Raw genomic sequence first — 19,033 nt, forward strand, 5'->3', positions numbered from 1 at the left:
GCCAGAACGGTCAGGTACGGCCCTTCCGGATGAGCTCCACGACCTGCTCGGAGGCGTTGGCGTCGTCGCCCTGCTCCTCGAGCAGCATGGCCCGGTCGGCCTCGGCGGCCTCCTTGGCCGCGGTGAGGTCGGCCTTCTCCATCGCCTTGTCGACGCCGTGCTCGTGGATGAACTCGGCCCACTCGACCAGGGCGCCCACCATCTCGTCCTCGGGGACGACGGCGACGTTGGTGCCGCGCACGAACAGGTGACCGCGCTTGTTGCCGGCGGCGATGCCGATGTCGGCGTCGCGAGCCTCGCCGGGTCCGTTCACGACGCAGCCCATGACCGCGACCTGCAGGGGGATCTCCCGCTCGCCGAAGGCGGCCATGGCCTGCTCGGCGACGGCGATGACGTCGATCTCGGCCCGGCCGCAGCTGGGGCAGGCGATGAGGTCGACGTTCTTGCGCTCGCGCAGCCCGAGGGACTCCAGCAGCTGGCGGCCGGCCTTGGCCTCCTGCACCGGGTCGGCGGTGAGCGAGTAGCGGATGGTGTCGCCGATGCCCTCGGCGAGCAGCGTGGCGATGCCGGCGGTGGCCTTGATGAGGCCGTTGGGGGGCGGGCCGGCCTCGGTGACGCCGAGGTGCAGCGGGAAGTCGACCTCGTCGGCCAGCATCCGGTACGCCTCGATCATCAGCGGCACCGAGGACGCCTTCACCGAGATCTTGATGTCCTCGAAGCCGACCTCCTCGAAGTAGCCGATCTCGATCTTGGCCGACTCGACCATGGCCTCGGGCGTGACCTTGCCGCCGTACTTCTCGTACAGGGCGGGGTCCAGGCTGCCGCCGTTCACGCCGATGCGGATCGGCACACCACGGTCCTTGGCCTCCATGGCCACGGCCTTGATGTGCTCGGGCTTGCGGATGTTGCCCGGGTTGAGGCGCAGGCAGTGCACGCCGGCCTCGAGGGCCTCGAGCGCCCGCTTGTACTGGTGGTGGATGTCGGCGACGATCGGCACCGGCGAGCGGGGGATGATCCGGGCCAGGCCCTCGGCGGCCTCGGGCTCGTTGCACGTGCAGCGCACGATGTCGCAGCCGGCGGCGGCGAGCGCGTAGATCTGCTGGAGGGTGGCGTCGACGTCGGCGGTCTTGGTGACCGTCATCGACTGCACGCTGATGGGCGCACCGCCACCGACGGCGACGTCGCCGACCTGGATCTGGCGGGTGGTGCGCCGGGGGAAGCTGGATGCGCCGATGTCCATCAGAGCCGGACCGGGTCGGTGATGTCCATGTAGATGGTGGTGACGCCGAGCAGCACCAGCAGGGCGAAGACGGCGTAGACGACGGGCAGCAGCTTCACCATGTCGACGTGGTAGCGGCCCTGGCCGGGCCGGAACAGCTCCCGGACCCGCTCGTAGGTGGCCACCACGACGTGGCCACCGTCGAGGGGCAGCACCGGCAGCAGGTTGAAGATGCCGATGGTGATGTTGATGCCGACGAAGAACAGCAGGAAGCCGAGCAGGCCGTTCTCGGTGAGGTCGGCACCGATGCCCACCGCACCCACGATCGAGATGATGCGGTTCTCGTCGGGGGCCTCAGAGCTGGAGGGCTGCGGACCACCGGGGGCAGGATCGCGGGACTCGACGGCGGCGGGCTCGCTGCCGCTGCTCACGACGCTGTCCCAGAAGTCGGTGGGGCTGAACGAGCCGATGAAGCCGAGCGTGGCGCCGGTCTGGTCCCAGAAGTCGCTGACCGACGCGCCCACGGCGCGTACCGGGCCGACCGTGGTCGTGACGAGGTCGCGCCGGATGCCGAGCAGCCCCCGGGCGGGGTCGCTCGGGGCGATGCCGATCTCGACGGGCACGCTGAGCACCTCGCCGTCACGGAGCACCGACAGGGTGACCTCCTCGCCGGGCCGCTCGGCGATGTCCTCGGCGAAGGTGGTGAAGGTCTCGTAGCGGCGGCCGTCGACCTCGATGACGCGGTCCTCGGCCTGCAGGCCGGCGTCGGCGGCGGCGCTGCCGGGCACGACCTCGCCGACCTCCCACTCCTTGTCCTCGGTGAGGCTGCCGCCGGGGACGCCGACGAAGGAGTACAGGACGAACAGCAGGAGGATGGCCTGCAGGAAGTGCATGGTGGAGCCGGCCACGGCCACGGCCATGCGGCGGGGGTAGCTGGCCTGGCGGTAGGTCTTGCCCTCGTCCGCGGGATCGACCTCGTCGAGGTTGTTCATCCCGATGACCTTCACGTAGGCGCCGGCCGGGATGACCTTCAGGCCGTACTCGGTCTCGCCACGCTGGAACGACCAGATCTTGGGGCCGAAGCCGATGAAGAACTCGGTGACCTTCATCCCGCCCCACTTGGCGGCCAGGTAGTGGCCGAGCTCGTGGAGGAAGATCATGACCACGACGCCGAAGACCACGACGAGCGGGGCCCACCCGCCGGCGATGCCGAGCCAGGCCACGAGTGCGGCGAGGATGGCGAGGCGCACCGGGCTGGTGCTGCGCTCCTGCTCCTCGCGACGCCCGGGCGGGGGCGGCGGCGTCGGCGGTTGCGTGGGCTGCGACGGGGGGTGCTGGAGGCTGGTCACCGGGTGAACCTCTCCTCGACGAGATGGGTCGCCAGCCGACGGGCGTCGGCATCGGCACCGAGGACGTCGTCGAGGGTGCTGGCGGTGCCTCCATCATGCCGGTCCAGGACCGCGGAGAGAACGTCAGGGATGTCGATCCAGCGGATCCGGCCGGCGAGGAAGGCCTCCACCGCGACCTCGTTGGCAGCGTTCAGCGTCGCCGGCGCCAGCCCGCCGGCCCGGCCGGCCCGGTAGGCGAGGTCGAGGCAGGGGAAGGCCTCCCGGTCCGGGGCCTCGAAGTCGAGCCGGGCGAGGCTGCGCCAGTCGATCGGCCCGAACGGCGTGGCGATGCGATCCGGGTGGGCCAGCGCGTACCCGATGGGCAGGCGCATGTCGGGCATCGACAGCTGGGCGATGGTGGCGCCGTCGCTGTAGGTGACCATCGAGTGGATGATCGACTGCGGGTGCACGACGACGTCGATGTCGTCGAAGCCGACGCCGTAGTCCTCGGCGAACAGCTCGTGGGCCTCGATGACCTCCAGGCCCTTGTTCATGAGCGTGGAGGAGTCGACCGTGATCTTGGGGCCCATGCTCCAGGTCGGATGGTCGAGCGCGTCGTCGACGGTGACCTCGGCCAGGTCGGCCCGGCTGCGACCCCGGAACGGCCCGCCCGACGCGGTGAGCACGATCTCGTGGACCCGGCGCCCGCCGTCGCTGCCCCGCAGGCACATGTGCACGGCGCAGTGCTCGGAGTCCACCGGCACCAGGTCGGCGCCCGGGGTGCGGCGGGCGTCGCGCACCACCGGCCCGGCCGCGATGAGCGACTCCTTGTTGGCCAGCGCCAGGCGCTTGCCGGCCTGGAGTGCGCCGAGGGTGACCGGGAGCCCGGCGAAGCCGACCACGCCGTTCACGCACACGTCGGCCACGCCGCTGATGGCGGCCAGGGCGTCGGGGCCGGCCACGACCTCGGTACCGGCGGGAACCCCGGCTTCGACCTCGGCGGCCCGGGACGCGTCGGCGATGGCCACGACCTGCGGGCGCACGGCGATCGCCTGCTCGATGAGGGCGTCGACCGAGGACCCGGCGCCGAGGGCGACGACCTCGAACCGGTCCGGTTCGGCCGCGACGACCTCGAGGGTCTGGGTTCCGATCGACCCGGTCGACCCGGCGATCGAGATGGTGGTCACGGGGCGATCTTCCTCACAGGAAGAAGTCGGACACCTTGGCCACGTAGTAGACGGCGGGGAGCACGAAGAGGAGCCCGTCGAAGCGGTCGAGCAGGCCGCCGTGGCCGGGCAGGACCGCGCCCATGTCCTTGATGCCGAGGTCGCGCTTGATCATGGACTGGCACAGGTCGCCGAGCGGGGCGGCGACGGCCACGGCCACGCCGAGCATGAGGCCCTGGCCGAGGGAGCCGAAGGGCTGGGTGAGCAGCCCGTAGATGACGCTGACGGTGATGGCGGCGATGCAGCCGCCGAGGAGGCCCTCGACGGTCTTGTTCGGGCTCGCCGAGGACAGCGAGGACCGGCCGGCGCTGCGGCCGACGAAGTACCCGCCGATGTCGTAGGCGACCGTGCCGAGGATGGCGCCGAAGAGGATGCCCTTGCCGGCGTCACCGATGCCCTCGCCCCCCTGTACGCCGAGGAGCGCGGTGCCGTAGGAGCCGAACATGCCGACCCAGGCCACGCCGAGCAGCGTGACCCCGATGTTGAGGGTGGCCTGGCCATCGCCGGCTCCGAACAGGAACCAGAGCATCGAGAAGGCGAGCACGAGGACGAGCACGACCGGGATGGCCGCCTCGCCCCGGTGGTAGGTGCCGATGGCCATGCCGGCGGTGGCCACGATGCCGAGCAGTGCGGCGGGCTGGTAGCCCACCTCGCGCAGCTTCGCGAACAGCTCGGCGACGGCGAAGGTGACCACGCCGACCACGAGCAGCGCGGCCGTGGCCGGGCCGAGGAAGAACAGCACGGCTGCCACGGCGAGGAAGCCGACGCCGACGATGGCGGCCTGGCCGATGTCGCGGTCGCCGCCCACGCCGGCGCGGGCGGGGCGGGGAGCGGCGGGGTTGCCGGGGGTCACCCGGCCGCCGCCGACGACGATCTTGCGGGGGCCGGTCGACAGCGCGGGGTTCTCCCCGCTCGGTGAGGCCTCCACGTACCCGGCGTCGCCGAAGCCGGCCTCGTCGTAGTCGACCGGCGCGTAGCCGTCGTCGTCGTAGAGGGCGTCGGCCTGGGCCGCGACCCCGGGGTCGTCGGCGAAGACCGACCGGCCGGCGGGCGGGCCGTCGAGGTCGTCGAAGGTGAAGAAGTCGTCGGGATCGGGGCGGTCGGTGTCGAGGGCGCCGACCCGGGTGTCGTCGCCACCGAACGTGCGCAGGTCGGCGTCGTCGCTCCACTCGTCGCCCTCGTCGCGCCAGCGCGGGGCGGCGGAGAAGCCGGACCAGTCCTCGGCCCCGGATTCGTCGTCGAAGATCGTGCCGCCGACGGCGGACTGCTGTCCGGTGGGCGGTTCGGTCCAGTGGGGAAGCTCGGTCGACGGCTCGTCCGCGGCGGTGGACGACAACGGGAACCGCAGCACCGGCTCGGGTGCGTCCGGCGGCGGGGAACCGGGCCGGTCACCCGGTCGGGGCTCCTCCGGGGCGCGCCGGTGGGCCACGTCGTCGCGTTCGAGCGCCTCGGCGGCCTCTTCGGCCCCGATGATGCGCACGCCCTCCGGATCGGCCGGCCGGTCCCGACCGCTGTCGGGCTGGTTCTCGTCGTCGTTCATGGACGTTGGCCTCCCATCAGACCTCGAGGAGCTCCTGCTCCTTCTGGTCGAGCGCCTTGTCGATCTCGGCCTCCCGAGCGTGGGTGACCTTGTCGAGCTCCTTCTCGGCCCGGACCAGGTCGTCCTCGGAGAGGTCGCCGTCCTTCTGGAGGGACTCGAGCTCCTGGCGAGCGGACCGGCGGGCGTTGCGGATCTGCACGCGACCGTCCTCGGCCTTCTGCTTCACGACCCGGACGTAGTCCCGGCGTCGCTCCTCGGTGAGCTGGGGGAAGTTCAGCCGGATGTTCACCCCGTCGCTGGAGGGGTTCAGCCCGAGGTCGGACTGCTGGATGGCCTTCTCGATGCCCGTGATGGAGTCCTTGTCGAAGGGCGTGATCACCAGGGTGCGGGCCTCGGGCACGGCGAAGCCGGCCAGCTGCTGCAGGGGCACGTCGGTGCCGTAGTACTCGACCTGCAGCTTCTCCACGAAGGCCGGGGACGCCCGACCCGTGCGCACCGCCGAGAACTCCTCCCGGGTGCGCGAGACGGCAGCAGCCATCTTGGTCGCGGCGTCGTCGAGGATCATCGACACGAGGTCGTCGTTCACGAAACCAGCGTACCGATCGCCTGACCCTGCAAGATGGACCGCACGTTGCCCGGGGTCATGAGGTCGAACACCAAGATGGGCAGGTCGTTGTCCATGCACAGCGTGATCGCCGTGGAGTCCATGACGGCCAGGCCCCGGTTGAGCACGTCGAGGTACGTGAGGTGGTCGAGCTTGGTCGCCTCGGGATCCGTGCGCGGATCAGCGGTGTAGATGCCGTCGACGCCGGAGTGGCTGCCCTTCAGCACCGCTTCGGCGTCGATCTCCACCGCACGCAGCGCGGCCGTCGTGTCGGTGGTGAAGAACGGGTTGCCGTTGCCGGCGCCGAAGATGACGACCCGGCCCTTCTCGAGGTGACGGATCGCCCGGCGCCGGATGTAGGGCTCGGCGATCTGGGCCATGTGGATGGCGGTCTGCACGCGGGTGGGCTGGCCCTTGCGCTCGAGGATGTCCTGGAGCGCCAGCGCGTTCATGACCGTGCCGAGCATGCCCATGTAGTCGGCCTGGGCCCGGTCCATGCCCTTGCCGGCGCCGGTCATCCCGCGCCACAGGTTGCCCCCGCCGACGACCACGGCCACGTCGACGCCGAGGCGCCGGCAGTCCAGCACCTCCTCGGCGATCTGGCCGACGGTGTCGCCGTCGATGCCGAAGCCGTCCGGTCCAGCGAAGGCCTCGCCGGACAGCTTCAGCAGGACGCGGCCCCAACGGGGCGTCGCGGACCCGTCGGTCTCGTCAGCGGCGGAGATGCTCAGCCCCCGACGACGACCTGCTCGAAGCGCACGAGGGATGCATCCCCGAGCAGCTGCTCGATGGTCTGCTTCTCGTCGCGCACGAACTTCTGCTCGAGGAGCACCTGGTCGCGGAACCACCCGTCGAGGCGACCCTCGACGATCTTGGGCAGCGCCTGCTCGGGCTTGCCCTCCTTGCGGGTGATGTCCTCGAGCGTCGAGCGCTCGTCGTCGATCGCGGCCTGGGGCACCTCGTCACGGCGCAGGTAGGCCGGCTTGGCGAAGGCGATGTGGATCGAGATGTCGTGGGCCAGCTCGGCGTCGCCGCCGTCGAGCACGGTGACGACGCCGTTGACGCCGCGCCCGTCCTGGACGTGGACGTAGGTGTCGATGACCTGGCCCGCGCCCTTCTCGACGTGGGTGACGGTGCCGAGGTCGATGTTCTCCTTCAGCGTCACCTTGAGGTCGTCGATGCGGGCGGTGAACTGCTCGACCGCGCCCGGTCCCTCGGCGGCCACCGCGCTGGCGATGTCCTGGGTGAGGGCGACGAAGTCGTCGGACTTGGCGGAGAAGTCGGTCTCGGACTTCAGCTGCACGATGGCCGCGGCGGTGTCGGTCTCGGCCACGGCGACGGCGCCTTCCACGTTCTCGCGGTCGCTGCGGGTGGCGGCCTTGGCCAGGCCCTTCTCGCGCAGCTTCTTGGCCGCCGCGTCGAAGTCGCCCTCGGCGTCGACGAGCGCCTTCTTGGCGTCCATCATGCCGGCGCCGGTTGCCTGGCGCAGGGCCTGGACGTCCTTGGCGGTGAACTCTGCCATTGGTGCTCTACGACTCCGTGTTCTCGGTGGCGGGGGGCGTGTCGGAGGACGGCGACGACTGGTCGTCGGCGACGTCGGCCTCGGGGCTCGGGGCGGCGTCCTGGAGGATCTCGGCGGACGGGGTGGCCGTCTCGGCCTCGGCCTGGGCGGCGGCGGCGACCTCGGAGGGCGCTGCGTTCGCGATGGACGGGGCGGTCGGGGCGCCGGCGAGGCGGGCCTCGCGGGCCTTGGCCTCGGCGAGGGCCTGGCGACGGGCCTCGGCCTGCTCCTGGGCGACCTTGTCCTCGTCGAGGAGGCCGCGGCTGGCCTGGGCCTGCGAGCGGTTGGCCGCGATGAAGCGGCCCTCGGCCACGGCGTCGGCGATGACGCGGCACATGAGCGTGCCGGAGCGAATGGCGTCGTCGTTGCCCGGGATCACGTAGGAGACGGTGTCGGGGTCGCAGTTGGTGTCGACCACGGCCACGATCGGGATGCCGAGCTTGTTCGCCTCGGTGACCGCGATCGCTTCCTTCTTCGTGTCCAGGATGAACACGGCGTCGGGCTGGCGCTCCATGTTGCGGATGCCGGAGAGGTACTTCTCGAGCTTGTCGAGCTCGCGCGTCTTGCTCAGCGCCTCGCGCTTGGGCATGGCGTCGAACTCACCGGAGGTCTTCATGCGCTGGTACTCGGCCATCTTGGCCACGCGCTTGTTCATCGTCTGGTAGTTCGTGAGCATGCCGCCGAGCCAGCGGTGGTTGACGTACGGCATGCCGCACTTCTCGGCGTAGGACTGCACGGCATCCTGGGCCTGGCGCTTGGTGCCCACGAACAGGACGGTGCCGCCCCCGGCCACGAGGTCACGGATGAACTCGTAGGCGGTCTCGATGCGCTGCAGCGTCTGGTCGAGATCGATGATGTAGATGCCGTTGCGCTCGCCGAAGATGAACCGCTTCATCTTCGGGTTCCAGCGACGGGTCTGGTGACCGAAGTGGACTCCGGCCTCCAGCAGCTGCTTCATGGTGACGACGGCCACCGGCTTCTCCTCGCGTTGCCCCTCGGTTGCACTGCGACCGGGCCGGCGCTGCGCCCCTCGTGGAGGGGGTTGCGACCGTGGGGTGACCCGATCGGTGGATTTGGACGTGGCCGGCGCGGGTGCGCAGGCCGACTTGCCAGTGTAGGGAGCCGCAGCGGCCCTGGGAAACTCCGTCCGTCCTGCGGTCAGCTCGGCAGCAGCGTGGCGAGCCCGACGGCGTCGGTGATGCCGGCCACCGCCTGCGGGACCACGGCGTCCAGCACCGCGTCGCCGAGGCCCTGGCACGCGGGCGCCATCCCGGCCAGACCCAGCTGCAGCTCCCGTGTCGTGTCGGGGTCCCCGGGCAGGCCGGCGTGGGCGTGGGGCCCGGCCAGGTCGACGATGGCCGCGGGCCGCCCGGCCACGTCGGCCTTGTCGGCGGCGACGACCAGATCCCCGCGGGCGGCGATCGTGCGCAGGTCCACGCCGTCGGGCACGCCCTCCTCGTCGAGACGCGCCACGAGGTCCGAGGTCTCGGCCAGCTGGCGGACGGCCGGGCTGTAGGGGTCGATCGGGATGTCGAAGATCGACCGGATGTGGGAGACGTCCTGCACGAACCCCTTCTCCGACAGCACGGCCACGGTGGCGAGGTCGGCGCCGCGGTGCGGGGAGCCGATGGTGGCGACCTGGCCGAGCGCGTCGATGGCCGCGCTTTGCCCGCTCGCCCTGCGCTCGGCCAGCTCGATCAGGGCGGCGCGGGTGACGAGGCCGCCGAGGCTGTGGGCGTAGACGTCGACGGGCACGCCGGGCCGGGCGGCAGCGGCCTGCTCGATCAGGTCGGCCAGCTCCCGGCCCCGCTCGGTCACGTCGCCGAGGGTGTCGACCGGGCCGTAGGCGCCGTCGGGGATGGCAGCCAGGCCCGGGTGGAGGCGGCCGCCGGTCGTGCGCCCGCCGCCGTATCGGTAGCGGACGACGTCGGCGCGGTCGTAGCCGAGCGCATCGAGGTCGACGTCGTCGATGGCGCCGTGGTCGCTCGAGGACCCCAACCCGGCCACGAGCAGCGCGACCCGCTCCCCCACCGGCGCCGGCGGGACGACCGAGGCCGCCGTGCACTCCTGGCGGAGGTGCCGGGCGACGGACCGGACCACGTCGGCGGCCATGCCGGCGGGGCTGAGCTGGTCCCAGCTGTGCCACGCCGCCTCGACCACATCGGCGAACCGGCCGACGATCGGGGCGCCGTGGCGCACCACTGCACCCGCCATCCGCCGCAGGAAGCCGGGCTCCTCGGCGCGGACGAGGTCGCGCAGCGATGACTGCTCCGCGACCAGTCCGGCGTCGGTGGGGGGCAGCGGCTCGCCGTGGGGCACGAGGCGCACCTCGACGACCTGGACGCCGAAGAGCGACTCGGGGTCGAGGTAGTGCTCGCCGTCGCGCGCCCCGAGGTGGAAGCCCGGCCCGGCGCGGCCGACCACCTCGCCCCGCCCGACGCGATCGCCACGGCGCACGCCGACCTCGGACAGGAACGAATAGGAGGTGCGCAGGCCGTCGGCGTGCAGGACCGTGACGTGGCGGGTCGCGCCGACCCGGCCGGCGAAGACGACGGTGCCGTCGGCGGTGGCCCGGACCGGGGTCCCGGGAACCAGGTCGTAGGCCAGCCCGCGGTTGCCCGGGCCGTAGGGCGTGGCGGGCGGTCGGAACGGGTCGGCGATCGGCGCATCGACCGGCGGCGTGTGGACCACCGGGTCCGGCGGTGCCGCGCCGGCGGGTTCGGCGGGGACGACGATCGCGGCGGTGGCCACGACCAGCGCCGCAGCCGCAGCGCGCAGGGACATGGGGGCTCCCCCTCGGCTCGACGGCCGTCACCGGGGTTGCGGTGGGGCCGGTGCTGGGGGAAGCGGTGGTGCTCGGGGGCGCATCCGAGCGCCCGAGGGTCAGACGGGTTCGCGGTCGGCGGCCTGCATGCGCGAGCGCAGCTGCAGGATGGCCTTGGTGTGGATCTGGCAGACCCGGGACTCGGTGACGCCGATGACCTCGCCGATCTGCGCGAGCGTGAGGCCCTCGTAGTAGTAGAGGGTCAGCACGACCTTCTCCCGCTCGGGGAGCCGGTTGATCGAATCGCCGAGCAGGCCGCGCATCTCCTGGACCTCGAACACGTCGCCGGGGCCTTCGTCTGCGGTGGCGATGGTGTCGCCGAGGGTGGCGCTGCCCTCGCGGTCGCCGCTGCCCACGAACTCGTCGAGGGCGACGACGCCGACGAAGGAGATCTTCGACAGCGACGTCTGGAGCTGCTCCCGGCTCATGTCGAGCTCCTGGGCGAGCTCGTCCTCGCTCGGGGCCCGGTGGAGCTCGGCCTCGAGCTTGGCGTAGGCCTTCTCGATCTGGCGGGCCTTGGCCCGCACCGAGCGGGGCACCCAGTCGATGGCGCGCAGCTCGTCGAGGATGTTGCCCTTGATGCGGGAGATCGCGTAGGTCTCGAACTTGAAGCCCCGCTCGGGCTCGAACTTGTCGATGGCGTCGATGAGGCCGAAGAGCCCGTAGGAGACGAGGTCGGCCTGGTCGACGTTCTGGGGCAGGCCGACGGCGACGCGGCCGGCCACGTACTTGACCAGCGGCGAGTAGTGCACGATGAGCTGATCCCGGGCACGACGAGAACCGCTGTCCTTGTACTGCGACCAGAGGCGGTCGATGTCTGCGGAAGCGAGTTCGGTCACGAGCAGCCCTTGGCACGTGGGTGGGAGGCGGCCACCACCGCCTGCAGACGGCTGGCGCTGACGTGAGTGTAACGCTGCGTGGTGGACAGGTCGCTGTGCCCCAGCAGCTCCTGCACGGCTCGCAGGTCGGCGCCGCCGTCGAGGAGGTGAGTGGCGAAGGTGTGCCGCAGTGCGTGGGGGTGTGTGGGATCGACGGCGCGGCGGTCGAGGATGCGCCGGCAGTCCCGGGGCGTGAGCGCCCGACCCCGCAGGTTGAGGAAGACGAGATCGGCCGGTGATCCCGACGTCTCCAGCTCGGCGCGGCCGGTGCGCAGCCAGGCGCCGATGGCCTCGACCGCGCCCGGGGTGAGGGGCACCTGGCGCCACTTGGCGCGCTTGCCCAGCACCCGGACGGTGCCGGCGGCGAGGTCGACGTCGTCGACGAGCAGGCCGCAGACCTCGGCCACGCGCAGGCCGCTGCCGTACAGCAGCTCGATGACCGCGTCGTCTCGCAGGCGGCGGTGCGGCGGATCGTCGTCGATGGCCGCCGGCGGCTGGTCCAGCAGCGCGTCGAGCTCGTCCTGGCGCAGCACGCGCGGCAGCCGGCTGCCACCGGCCGGGGCGCGCAGCCCGACGGTGGGGTCGGCGGCGACGACGCCGCGGCGGGCCAGCCAGCCGAAGTAGCGGCGCAGGGCGGCGACCCGACGGGCGATCGTGGCCCGGGCGAGGTCCCGCGTCGCGAGCTGCGCGACCCAGCGTCGGAGGTGGAGCCGGGTGACGTCAGCCGGGTCGTCGATGCCCATCCGGTCGGCGAAGTCGACGAAGGCGGCCACGTCGGATTCGTAGGCCCGGGCCGTGGACGCGGCGGCGTCGGTGAGGGACGCCCCGAACTGCTCCACCTGCCACGCCATCCCGTCACGGTACCGCCACCCGCTCGTAGCCTCCGGGAACCCGGCACACCGCACCCGACGCCTCGAGCCGGGCGAGCGCGGTCACGGCGTCGGTGACGCTCACGTCGGCGGCGGCGGCCACGCGCTCGACGCTCGCCGGCACGGCGGACAGGACGGCGGCGACGGCCCCGACCGCTCCCCCACCCGAGGCCGGCCCATCACCCGGGAACCCGTCATCCGAGAGCCCAGCATCCGGGAGGTCGTCGAAGAGTCGGGGCGTCCCGACCGGCACCTGCACGCCAAGGGCGGCGAGCACATCGGGGACGTCCCGCGCGATGCCGGAGCCGTCGAACAGCAGCTGGTTCGTGCCGACGGACTGCTCGGCCAGGACCGATCCGGGCACGGCGAGCACGGGGACGTCCCGCGTCGTGGCCTCCTCGGCGGTGGTGATCGACCCGCCCCGGGCACCGGACTCCACGACCACGACGGCGAGCGACAGCGCGGCGATGATCCGATTCCGTGCCGGGAAGCGCCACCGCTCCGGCGCCGCGCCGAGCGGCGCCTCCCCCACGAGCACGCCGTGCTCGGCCACGTCGGCCCACAGCCGGCGGTGCCGGGCCGGATAGACCACGTCGAGGCCGCTGCCGACGACGCCGACCGGGATGCCGCCGGCACCGAGCGCACCTCGGTGGGCAGCCCCGTCGACCCCGAGTGCGAGCCCCGAGACGACGGTGAGGCCGGCATCGGCCAGGCCGGCGCCGAAGCGACCGGCGACCTGGGCCCCGCCGGCGGTGCACCGCCTGGTGCCGACCACCGCGACGCCCGGTCGCTCGAGCAGCGCGACGTCGCCCCGCACGAACAGCACGCGCGGCGGCTCCGGGTCGGCGGCGAGCGTCGACGGCCAGGCCGCATCGGCGGGCAGCAGCACCTCGACGCCGGCGGCCCGGTGCCGGTCGAGCACCTCGGCCGGGTCGAGCCCCCGGGCGGCCTGCACCCAGCGGTCGACCAGCTCGGCGCGCCTCTGGACGATGCGGAGGTCGATGCCGGCGAGGTCACCGCGCCGCACGAGCTCCCAAGCCGCCACCGCGCTCCCGGCTCGGTCCACGACCGCGGTGAGGCGGGCCGGACCCATGCCGGGCAGGCCGAGCATGGTGGCGAGCGCGGCGCGCTCGTCGTCGCCGGACCCGACCCGGCTCACGACGCCACCCCCAGCGCCGCGGTGCCGGCGCTGGAGCGCAGGGCGAGGGCGATGGCGACCTGCTCGTCGTCGAGCGGGCCGTCGCGACCATCGAGGTCGGCGGCCGTGCGGGCGACCCGGCGGATGCGCTCCACGCCCCGGCCGGACAGGCGGCCGTCGCGCATCAGCGCCTCCAGCAGCCGACGAGCCGATGCGGTGAGCGGCGCCCACCGCTCCAGCTTCGGGGCCGGGAGCAGGGCGTTGCAGGCGACGCCGCGCTCGGCGGCTCGAGCACGTGCGCGGCGCACCCGACCGGCGACGACCGCGGTCGGCTCGCCCGGTTCCCCGCCGAGCAGGTCCCCCGGTTCGGGGCGGTCGATCTCGACGCGCAGGTCGAAGCGGTCGAGCAGGGGTCCCGAGAGCCGCCGCAGGTACCGCCCCCGGGAGTTCTCCGAGCAGCGGCACCCGCCCGGCGCCGGCCCGCAGGGGCAGGGGTTGGTCGCCGCCACCAGCTGGAACCGGGCCGGGTACGTGACCGACGCCCGGGCCCGACTGACCCGGACCACGCCGTCCTCGAGGGGTTGGCGGAGCGCGTCGAGCACCGACGGCGGGAACTCGCCCAGCTCGTCGCAGAAGAGGACCCCGCCGTGGGCGCAGGACACCTCGCCGGGCCGCATCGCCACCGTGCCGCCGCCGATGAGGGCCACGGCCGAGGCGGTGTGGTGCGGGGCGCGGAACGGGGGCCGACGGACCAGGCCGGTGGAGGGCGTGGCGCCGGCGGCCGAGTGGATCTGGGTCACCTCGAGGGCGACGTCGTCGTCCAGGTCGGGCAGCAGCCCGGGCAGCCGGGTGGCCAGCAGCGTCTTGCCCGACCCCGGCGGGCCGGCGAGCAGCACGTGGTGGCCACCGGCGGCGGCGATCTCCATGGCGCGGCGCCCCAGGGCCTGCCCGCGCACGTCGGCGATGTCCGGCGGGGGTGGCTCCTCCACGACCGGCGCGTCGGGCGGGTCGGGCCAGGGACGCTCGACGCGGAGCGCGGCGACCAGCTCGGTGAGCGTGGAGGCACAGCGCACCTCGAGGCCCGGGATGACGCCGGCTTCGGCCGCTGCGGCCGGTGCCACGACGACGCCGTCGACCCGATCGCGCACGCCGGCGACCAGCGGGACCATGCCGCGGACGCTGCGCACGGACCCGTCGAGGCCGAGCTCACCGAGGAACGCCCAGCGCGCCACGGCCTCGGCCGGGACGGTGCCGGTGGCGACGAGCACCCCGACGGCGAGCGCGAGGTCGAGCCCGGTGCCGAGCTTGTGGAGCGCGGAGGGCGCCAGGTTCACCGTGATGCGGCGCGGTGGCCAGTCGAGGTCGCTCGACAGCACGGCCGCCCGAACGCGGTCACGTGCCTCGCGGCAGGACGCGTCGGGCAGGCCGACGATGGAAAGCGAGGGCAGGCCGTTGCCGACGTACACCTCGACCTGGACGGGGTGGCCGGTGACGCCGAGGAGCGTGGCGGCCGGGACGGATGCGAGCACGGAGGTCCCTCCAGCAGTGCGGAGTGGACGGCCGTGCGCCGGCGCATCGAGCGGACCGGACGAACCGGTCGATACGAGACCCTACATCAGGGTCGCCGACAGGAACCCCGTGGCTAGCGCCCGTGGAAGGTCGGTTCCCGCTTCTCCATGAAGCTGGCGATCGCCTCCGCAGTGTCCTTCGACGCCAGCGTGATCGACTGGGCCATGCCTTCGGCTTCGAGGGCCTCCTGCAGGGTGCGGGAGTACGAGTCGTTCAGGAGCCGCTTCGTCAGGCCGAGCGCGATCGGCGGGCCTCCGGCGAGGCGCTCCGCCCAGTCGGCGACGAAGCCGTCGAGGTCGCCGTCGGGCACGACGTGGTTGACCAGCCCGAAGTCCTCGGCCTGCTCGGCCGACAGCATGTCGGCGAAGAACGCGAGCTCCTTGGCCTTGTGCAGCGGAAGGAGCCGGGGCAGCAGCCACGATGCGCCGCCGTCCAGGGCCAAGCCGCGCTTGGCGAAGATCATCGAGAAGCGAGCGGCCTCACCGGCGACCACCAGGTCACATCCGAGCGCGAGGGAGAAGCCGGCACCGGCGGCGACGCCGGGCACCTTGGCGATGGTCGGCTGGGGCAGATCGTGGAGACCCTGGATCGCCTTGGCCACGCTGCGCATGGCGGTCATCTGGTGAGGCGGCTCCTCGCCCGGCGGAAGCCACAGGTCGGCACCCGAGCAGAAGTCGCCACCCGCGCCAGTGACGATCACGGCCCGGTCACGCCGCGGGTTGCGGGCGATCTCGTCCCAGATGCGTGCCATCTCGGTCCACTGCGCGGGGTCGACGGCGTTCTTCTTCTGGGGCTTGTTCAGCGTGACGGTGACGATGCCGCCGTCGCGCTCGACCTGAAGGGTTTCCATGGCTCGGGAACCTAGTGTTCGACCATGGGCCTCAACCCCTACCGCCCCCAGAAGCACCGTCGCAGCGATCTCGTCTTCGTGGCCGCCGGCCTCATCGTCGCCGTGCTGCTCGTGCTCTGGGCCCTTTTCGGCTAGCTCAGGCTCCGGCCCCTGCGGGCCGTTCGGCCCTCGCAACGCTGCCGCCTGCTCGCTGGCGCTCCCGACGCCGGCCTTCGGCTAGCTCGGGCTCAGAAGCAGCCCTCGTAGCGCTCCACCTGGCCGCGCAGCACGCTGACCACGTCGAAGCGCAGGACCCGGGCCCGGTTGCCCGTCTCGGCGCAGAACCGCTGGGCCAACCCGCGGATGCGGCGCTGCTTGGTGACGGTGACGGCCTCGGCCGGGTGCCCGAAGCGATCGGACGTGCGGGTCTTCACCTCGGCGAACACGAGCACGTCGTTGCGGCGGAGGACGAGGTCGAGCTCGCCGTCGCCGCAGCGCCAGTTGCGGGCCACGACCTCGTAGCCGTCGGCCTCGTACCGGCGGGCCGCGAGGCGCTCGCCGTGGGCACCGAGCTTCTGGCGGGCGACGGTCACGGGCCGGGTCCTAGCTGGGGCCCTTGCGGAACGACTCGAGGTCGATGTCGGCCTTGGGGAGCTCTTCGATGTTGACGTCCTTGAACGTCACGACCTGGACCCGGGACACGAAGCGGCTGGAGCGGTACATGTCCCACACCCAGGCGTCGCGCAGCTCGAGCTCGACGAAGGGGGTGCCGCCGGCGTCGCGCACGGTGCGCTGAACCTCGTTGGCCAGGTAGAAGCGGCGCTCGGTCTCCACCACGTAGGTGAACGTGGGGCTGACGTCTTTGTACTCGCGGTACAGCTGGAGCTCGATGTCGGCTTCGTAGGCCTCGAGGTCGTCGGCGCTCACAGCGACACCGTAACCCGGCCCCACCGACGAGAACCCCGATGTCTGGCCCCGGTCACAGGTGGGCGATGCGTCCCGGCGGCCACACCCGGGCGATGGCCCGACCGACCACCAGCTCCTCGGGCACCGGCCCGAACCGGCGGCTGTCCTTGCTGTTGCGCCGGCTGTCGCCCATCACGAAGACGTGGTCCTCGGGCACGCGGACCGGCGCGAAGTCGTCGGTGATCGCCTCGGCGGACAGGTACGGCTCGAGCAGGGTGCGCCCGTCGATGACGACCCGGCCGTCCTGGCCCCACACCGTCTCGCCCGGCAGGGCCACCACCCGCTTGATCAGCTCCCGGCCCCGCGGCTCGATGAGGCCGAGCGCCTCCAGCGCCTCACGGCCGAGGCGCACCGGCAGCAGCGACTCGTCGACGACCTCGGGCTGGGCCGGGTCGTCGAACACCACCACGTCGCCGCGCCGGGGTTCGTGCAGCTCGTAGGACAGCCGCGACACCACGACCCGGTCGCCGGTGGCGAGCTGGGGCTCCATCGACTCCGACGGGATGAAGAAGGCCTGGGCCAGGAACGCCTTGACGACGAGCGCGATGACCGCGGCCCCGATCAGCAGGAGCGGGATCTCGAGCAGCAGGCGGCCCGGACCGGGTTCGGCCTCGGGGCGACGGAGGGCGGGGAGCTCGTCCACGTCCTCGTCGCGAGCTCGCTCCGAGACGTCGACGCCCTGCCAGTCGATCACGCTGCTGCGTTGATCACGGCGCGATCAGAAGTCGCGCTTCTCCTTGACCTTGGCCCGCTTCCCCACGCGATCGCGCAGGTAGTAGAGCTTGGCCCGACGGACGTCGCCACGGATGACGACCTCGATCTTGGCGACCGTGGGGGTGTGGAGCGGGAAGGTGCGCTCGACGCCGACGCCGTTGGAGAGCTTGCGGACCGTGTAGGTCTCGCGCACGCCGGCGCCCTGGCGCTTGATGACGACGCCCTTGAACTGCTGGACGCGCTCCTTGTTGCCCTCGACCACGCGGACGTGGACGTTCACCGTGTCGCCGGGGGCGAATTCGGGGATGTCGTCTCGGAGGTTGGCGAGATCGACGAGGTCGGTCTGGTGCATGGTGGCGTCCTGGGGCAGATTCGTACGGGCGTGTGCGCGCGGCGGTGCCGGCAGCGAACGAGTCAGTGTAGGGCTGCCGCCCCGCCCCCGACCAACCCGAGCACGGCTCCTAGCGGTGGGTGTCGGGGTCCGGGATGAGCGTGCGCACCTGGGCCAGCAGGTGGAACTCGCCGAGCACGGATTCGTCCTCGGGCGTGAGGGGTCGGGCCGCCAGCATGTCGGGACGGGACACCGCCGTGCGCACGAGCGACTGGGCGTGGCGCCAGCGGGCGATGCGGCCGTGGTCGCCGGAGCGCAGGACCTCGGGCACCTCCCGGCCGCGGAAGTCGGCGGGGCGCGTGTACTGGGGGTACTCGAGCAACCCGGACGAGAACGACTCCTCGGTGCTGCTCTCTGCGTTGCCCATCACCCCCGGCACCAGGCGACCGACGGCCTCGATCACCACCATGGCCGCGACCTCGCCGCCGGCGAGCACGTAGTCGCCGATCGACAGCTCACCGTCGCACCAACCGTCGACCACGCGCTGGTCCACGCCCTCGTAGCGACCGCAGAGCAGTGAGAACCCGCCCGATGCCGACAGCTCCCGGGCGGTCTCCTGGTCGAAGCGACGTCCACCGGGGCCGAGCAGGAACAGGGGCCGGGGCGGGTCGGCCGCCTCGATGGCGGTCACGAGCGGGTCGGGCATCAGCACCATGCCGGCGCCCCCACCGAAGGGCGCATCGTCGACCGTGCGGTGCACGTCGGTGGTGTGGGCCCGCAGGTCCCGGGTGCGCACGTCGAGCAGGCCGCGCTCGCGGGCCTTGCCGAGCAGGCTCTGGGACGCGAAGCCCTCCACGATCTCGGGGAAGATCGTGAAGACGTCGATCCGCAGGGCCTCGGCCGGCTCGCTCACGCCAGGTCCAGCAGGCCCTCGGGCGGATCGATCTCGATGACGTCGCCCACGTCGACGACGAAGGGCAGCGGCACCAGCCGTCCGTCGTCGAGCTCGACGAGGTCGTGGGCCGGGTTGTCGATGATCGCGGTGCAGGTGCCGACCTCGGTGCCGTCGGTGAGCACGACGGGCAACCCGATCAACTCGTGCACGAACCAGACGTCGGGGTCGTCGACGGGCTCGGCTCGCAGGACCAGCCCGTGCAGGGGGTCCACGTCCTCGCGCGTGGCGAAGCCCTCGAAGCGGACGCGCCAACGGTGCTGGTGCGGGTGGGCCTCCACGACCGTGAGCGGACCGCGATCGGTCTGCAGCACGGAGCCGGCGGCCAGCCGGTCCTCGCGGTCGGTGAGGAGGGCGACGATGACCTCGCCCTTGAGCCCGTGGGGCTTGGCGATGGTCCCGACCTCGAGGAGCTCGGGTAGCGGAGCGCCAGCGGAGCGACCGGATTCGGGCAAGGGGCCTCCGTGGACGTGGGAGTGCGCGCA

General features: G+C 72.6%; 20 protein-coding genes. All 20 read right to left on the reverse strand.

The annotated features are described in order from the left end of the window. Positions 1 to 10: 10 nt before the first annotated feature. Positions 11 to 1,240: a flavodoxin-dependent (E)-4-hydroxy-3-methylbut-2-enyl-diphosphate synthase gene (ispG, locus tag RGQ06_RS19860; protein ID WP_432428119.1), complete on the reverse strand. Its 1,230-nt coding sequence runs from the start codon at positions 1,238 to 1,240 to the stop codon at positions 11 to 13. After that, a complete protein-coding gene (locus tag RGQ06_RS19865) occupies positions 1,240 to 2,568 on the reverse strand; it encodes a M50 family metallopeptidase (RefSeq protein WP_432428120.1) in 1,329 nt (442 codons plus the stop codon). Before RGQ06_RS19865 ends, ispG begins: the two co-directional genes overlap by 1 nt. Next, positions 2,565 to 3,734: a 1-deoxy-D-xylulose-5-phosphate reductoisomerase gene (locus RGQ06_RS19870; RefSeq protein WP_432428121.1), complete on the reverse strand. Its 1,170-nt coding sequence runs from the start codon at positions 3,732 to 3,734 to the stop codon at positions 2,565 to 2,567. The genes RGQ06_RS19865 and RGQ06_RS19870 overlap by 4 nt, the downstream gene beginning before the upstream one ends. A gap of 13 nt (positions 3,735 to 3,747) precedes the next feature. Next, entirely contained in the window at positions 3,748 to 5,313 is a 1,566-nt protein-coding gene (locus tag RGQ06_RS19875) for a phosphatidate cytidylyltransferase (protein ID WP_432428122.1), read from the reverse strand. 16 nt (positions 5,314 to 5,329) lie between these two features. Continuing rightward, positions 5,330 to 5,884 carry a ribosome recycling factor gene (gene frr / locus RGQ06_RS19880; RefSeq protein WP_432428242.1) on the reverse strand — a complete coding sequence of 185 codons (555 nt, stop codon included), beginning with the start codon at positions 5,882 to 5,884 and terminating at the stop codon, positions 5,330 to 5,332. An 11-nt stretch (positions 5,885 to 5,895) separates the two neighbouring features. Continuing rightward, positions 5,896 to 6,642: a UMP kinase gene (pyrH, locus tag RGQ06_RS19885; protein ID WP_432428243.1), complete on the reverse strand. Its 747-nt coding sequence runs from the start codon at positions 6,640 to 6,642 to the stop codon at positions 5,896 to 5,898. A 2-nt stretch (positions 6,643 to 6,644) separates the two neighbouring features. Beyond that, on the reverse strand, positions 6,645 to 7,439 hold the full coding sequence (gene tsf, locus RGQ06_RS19890) for a translation elongation factor Ts (RefSeq protein ID WP_432428123.1): 795 nt from the start codon (positions 7,437 to 7,439) through the stop codon (positions 6,645 to 6,647). Between the two features lie 7 nt (positions 7,440 to 7,446). Beyond that, positions 7,447 to 8,451, reverse strand: coding sequence for a 30S ribosomal protein S2 (gene rpsB / locus RGQ06_RS19895; RefSeq protein ID WP_432428124.1), 1,005 nt, complete (start codon positions 8,449 to 8,451; stop codon positions 7,447 to 7,449). 185 nt (positions 8,452 to 8,636) lie between these two features. Further along, complete coding sequence (locus RGQ06_RS19900; RefSeq protein ID WP_432428125.1) at positions 8,637 to 10,262, reverse strand: peptidoglycan DD-metalloendopeptidase family protein; 1,626 nt, start codon at positions 10,260 to 10,262, stop codon at positions 8,637 to 8,639. Between the two features lie 99 nt (positions 10,263 to 10,361). Then, positions 10,362 to 11,141 carry an RNA polymerase sigma factor WhiG gene (gene whiG / locus RGQ06_RS19905; RefSeq protein ID WP_432428126.1) on the reverse strand — a complete coding sequence of 260 codons (780 nt, stop codon included), beginning with the start codon at positions 11,139 to 11,141 and terminating at the stop codon, positions 10,362 to 10,364. Next, positions 11,138 to 12,031: a tyrosine-type recombinase/integrase gene (locus RGQ06_RS19910; RefSeq protein WP_432428127.1), complete on the reverse strand. Its 894-nt coding sequence runs from the start codon at positions 12,029 to 12,031 to the stop codon at positions 11,138 to 11,140. The genes whiG and RGQ06_RS19910 overlap by 4 nt, the downstream gene beginning before the upstream one ends. 4 nt (positions 12,032 to 12,035) lie before the next feature. Further along, a complete protein-coding gene (gene dprA / locus RGQ06_RS19915; protein WP_432428128.1) occupies positions 12,036 to 13,208 on the reverse strand; it encodes a DNA-processing protein DprA in 1,173 nt (390 codons plus the stop codon). Then, positions 13,205 to 14,716, reverse strand: a complete 1,512-nt coding sequence (locus RGQ06_RS19920) for a YifB family Mg chelatase-like AAA ATPase (protein ID WP_432428129.1) — start codon at positions 14,714 to 14,716, stop codon at positions 13,205 to 13,207. Before RGQ06_RS19920 ends, dprA begins: the two co-directional genes overlap by 4 nt. Before the next feature lie 113 nt (positions 14,717 to 14,829). Beyond that, positions 14,830 to 15,606, reverse strand: a complete 777-nt coding sequence (locus tag RGQ06_RS19925) for an enoyl-CoA hydratase/isomerase family protein (RefSeq protein WP_432428130.1) — start codon at positions 15,604 to 15,606, stop codon at positions 14,830 to 14,832. Positions 15,607 to 15,833: 227 nt separating this feature from the next. Beyond that, complete coding sequence (locus tag RGQ06_RS19930; RefSeq protein WP_432428131.1) at positions 15,834 to 16,178, reverse strand: YraN family protein; 345 nt, start codon at positions 16,176 to 16,178, stop codon at positions 15,834 to 15,836. A 10-nt stretch (positions 16,179 to 16,188) separates the two neighbouring features. After that, positions 16,189 to 16,512, reverse strand: a complete 324-nt coding sequence (locus RGQ06_RS19935; RefSeq protein ID WP_432428132.1) for a DUF2469 domain-containing protein — start codon at positions 16,510 to 16,512, stop codon at positions 16,189 to 16,191. Between the two features lie 52 nt (positions 16,513 to 16,564). After that, the gene (lepB, locus tag RGQ06_RS19940) at positions 16,565 to 17,245 is read right to left on the reverse strand and encodes a signal peptidase I (RefSeq protein ID WP_432428133.1); all 681 of its coding nucleotides are present in this window, start codon (positions 17,243 to 17,245) and stop codon (positions 16,565 to 16,567) included. Positions 17,246 to 17,269: 24 nt separating this feature from the next. Further along, positions 17,270 to 17,617 (reverse strand): 50S ribosomal protein L19, encoded by a 348-nt coding sequence (rplS, locus tag RGQ06_RS19945; RefSeq protein WP_432428134.1) that lies wholly within the window; start codon positions 17,615 to 17,617, stop codon positions 17,270 to 17,272. A gap of 109 nt (positions 17,618 to 17,726) precedes the next feature. Beyond that, positions 17,727 to 18,509, reverse strand: a complete 783-nt coding sequence (trmD, locus tag RGQ06_RS19950; RefSeq protein ID WP_432428135.1) for a tRNA (guanosine(37)-N1)-methyltransferase TrmD — start codon at positions 18,507 to 18,509, stop codon at positions 17,727 to 17,729. Continuing rightward, on the reverse strand, positions 18,506 to 19,003 hold the full coding sequence (rimM, locus tag RGQ06_RS19955; RefSeq protein WP_432428136.1) for a ribosome maturation factor RimM: 498 nt from the start codon (positions 19,001 to 19,003) through the stop codon (positions 18,506 to 18,508). Before rimM ends, trmD begins: the two co-directional genes overlap by 4 nt. Positions 19,004 to 19,033: the final 30 nt, after the last annotated feature.

Origin of the sequence: Salinilacustrithrix flava, assembly GCF_041228405.1 — a bacterium.
Classification (GTDB): domain Bacteria; phylum Actinomycetota; class Acidimicrobiia; order Acidimicrobiales; family Salinilacustritrichaceae; genus Salinilacustrithrix; species Salinilacustrithrix flava.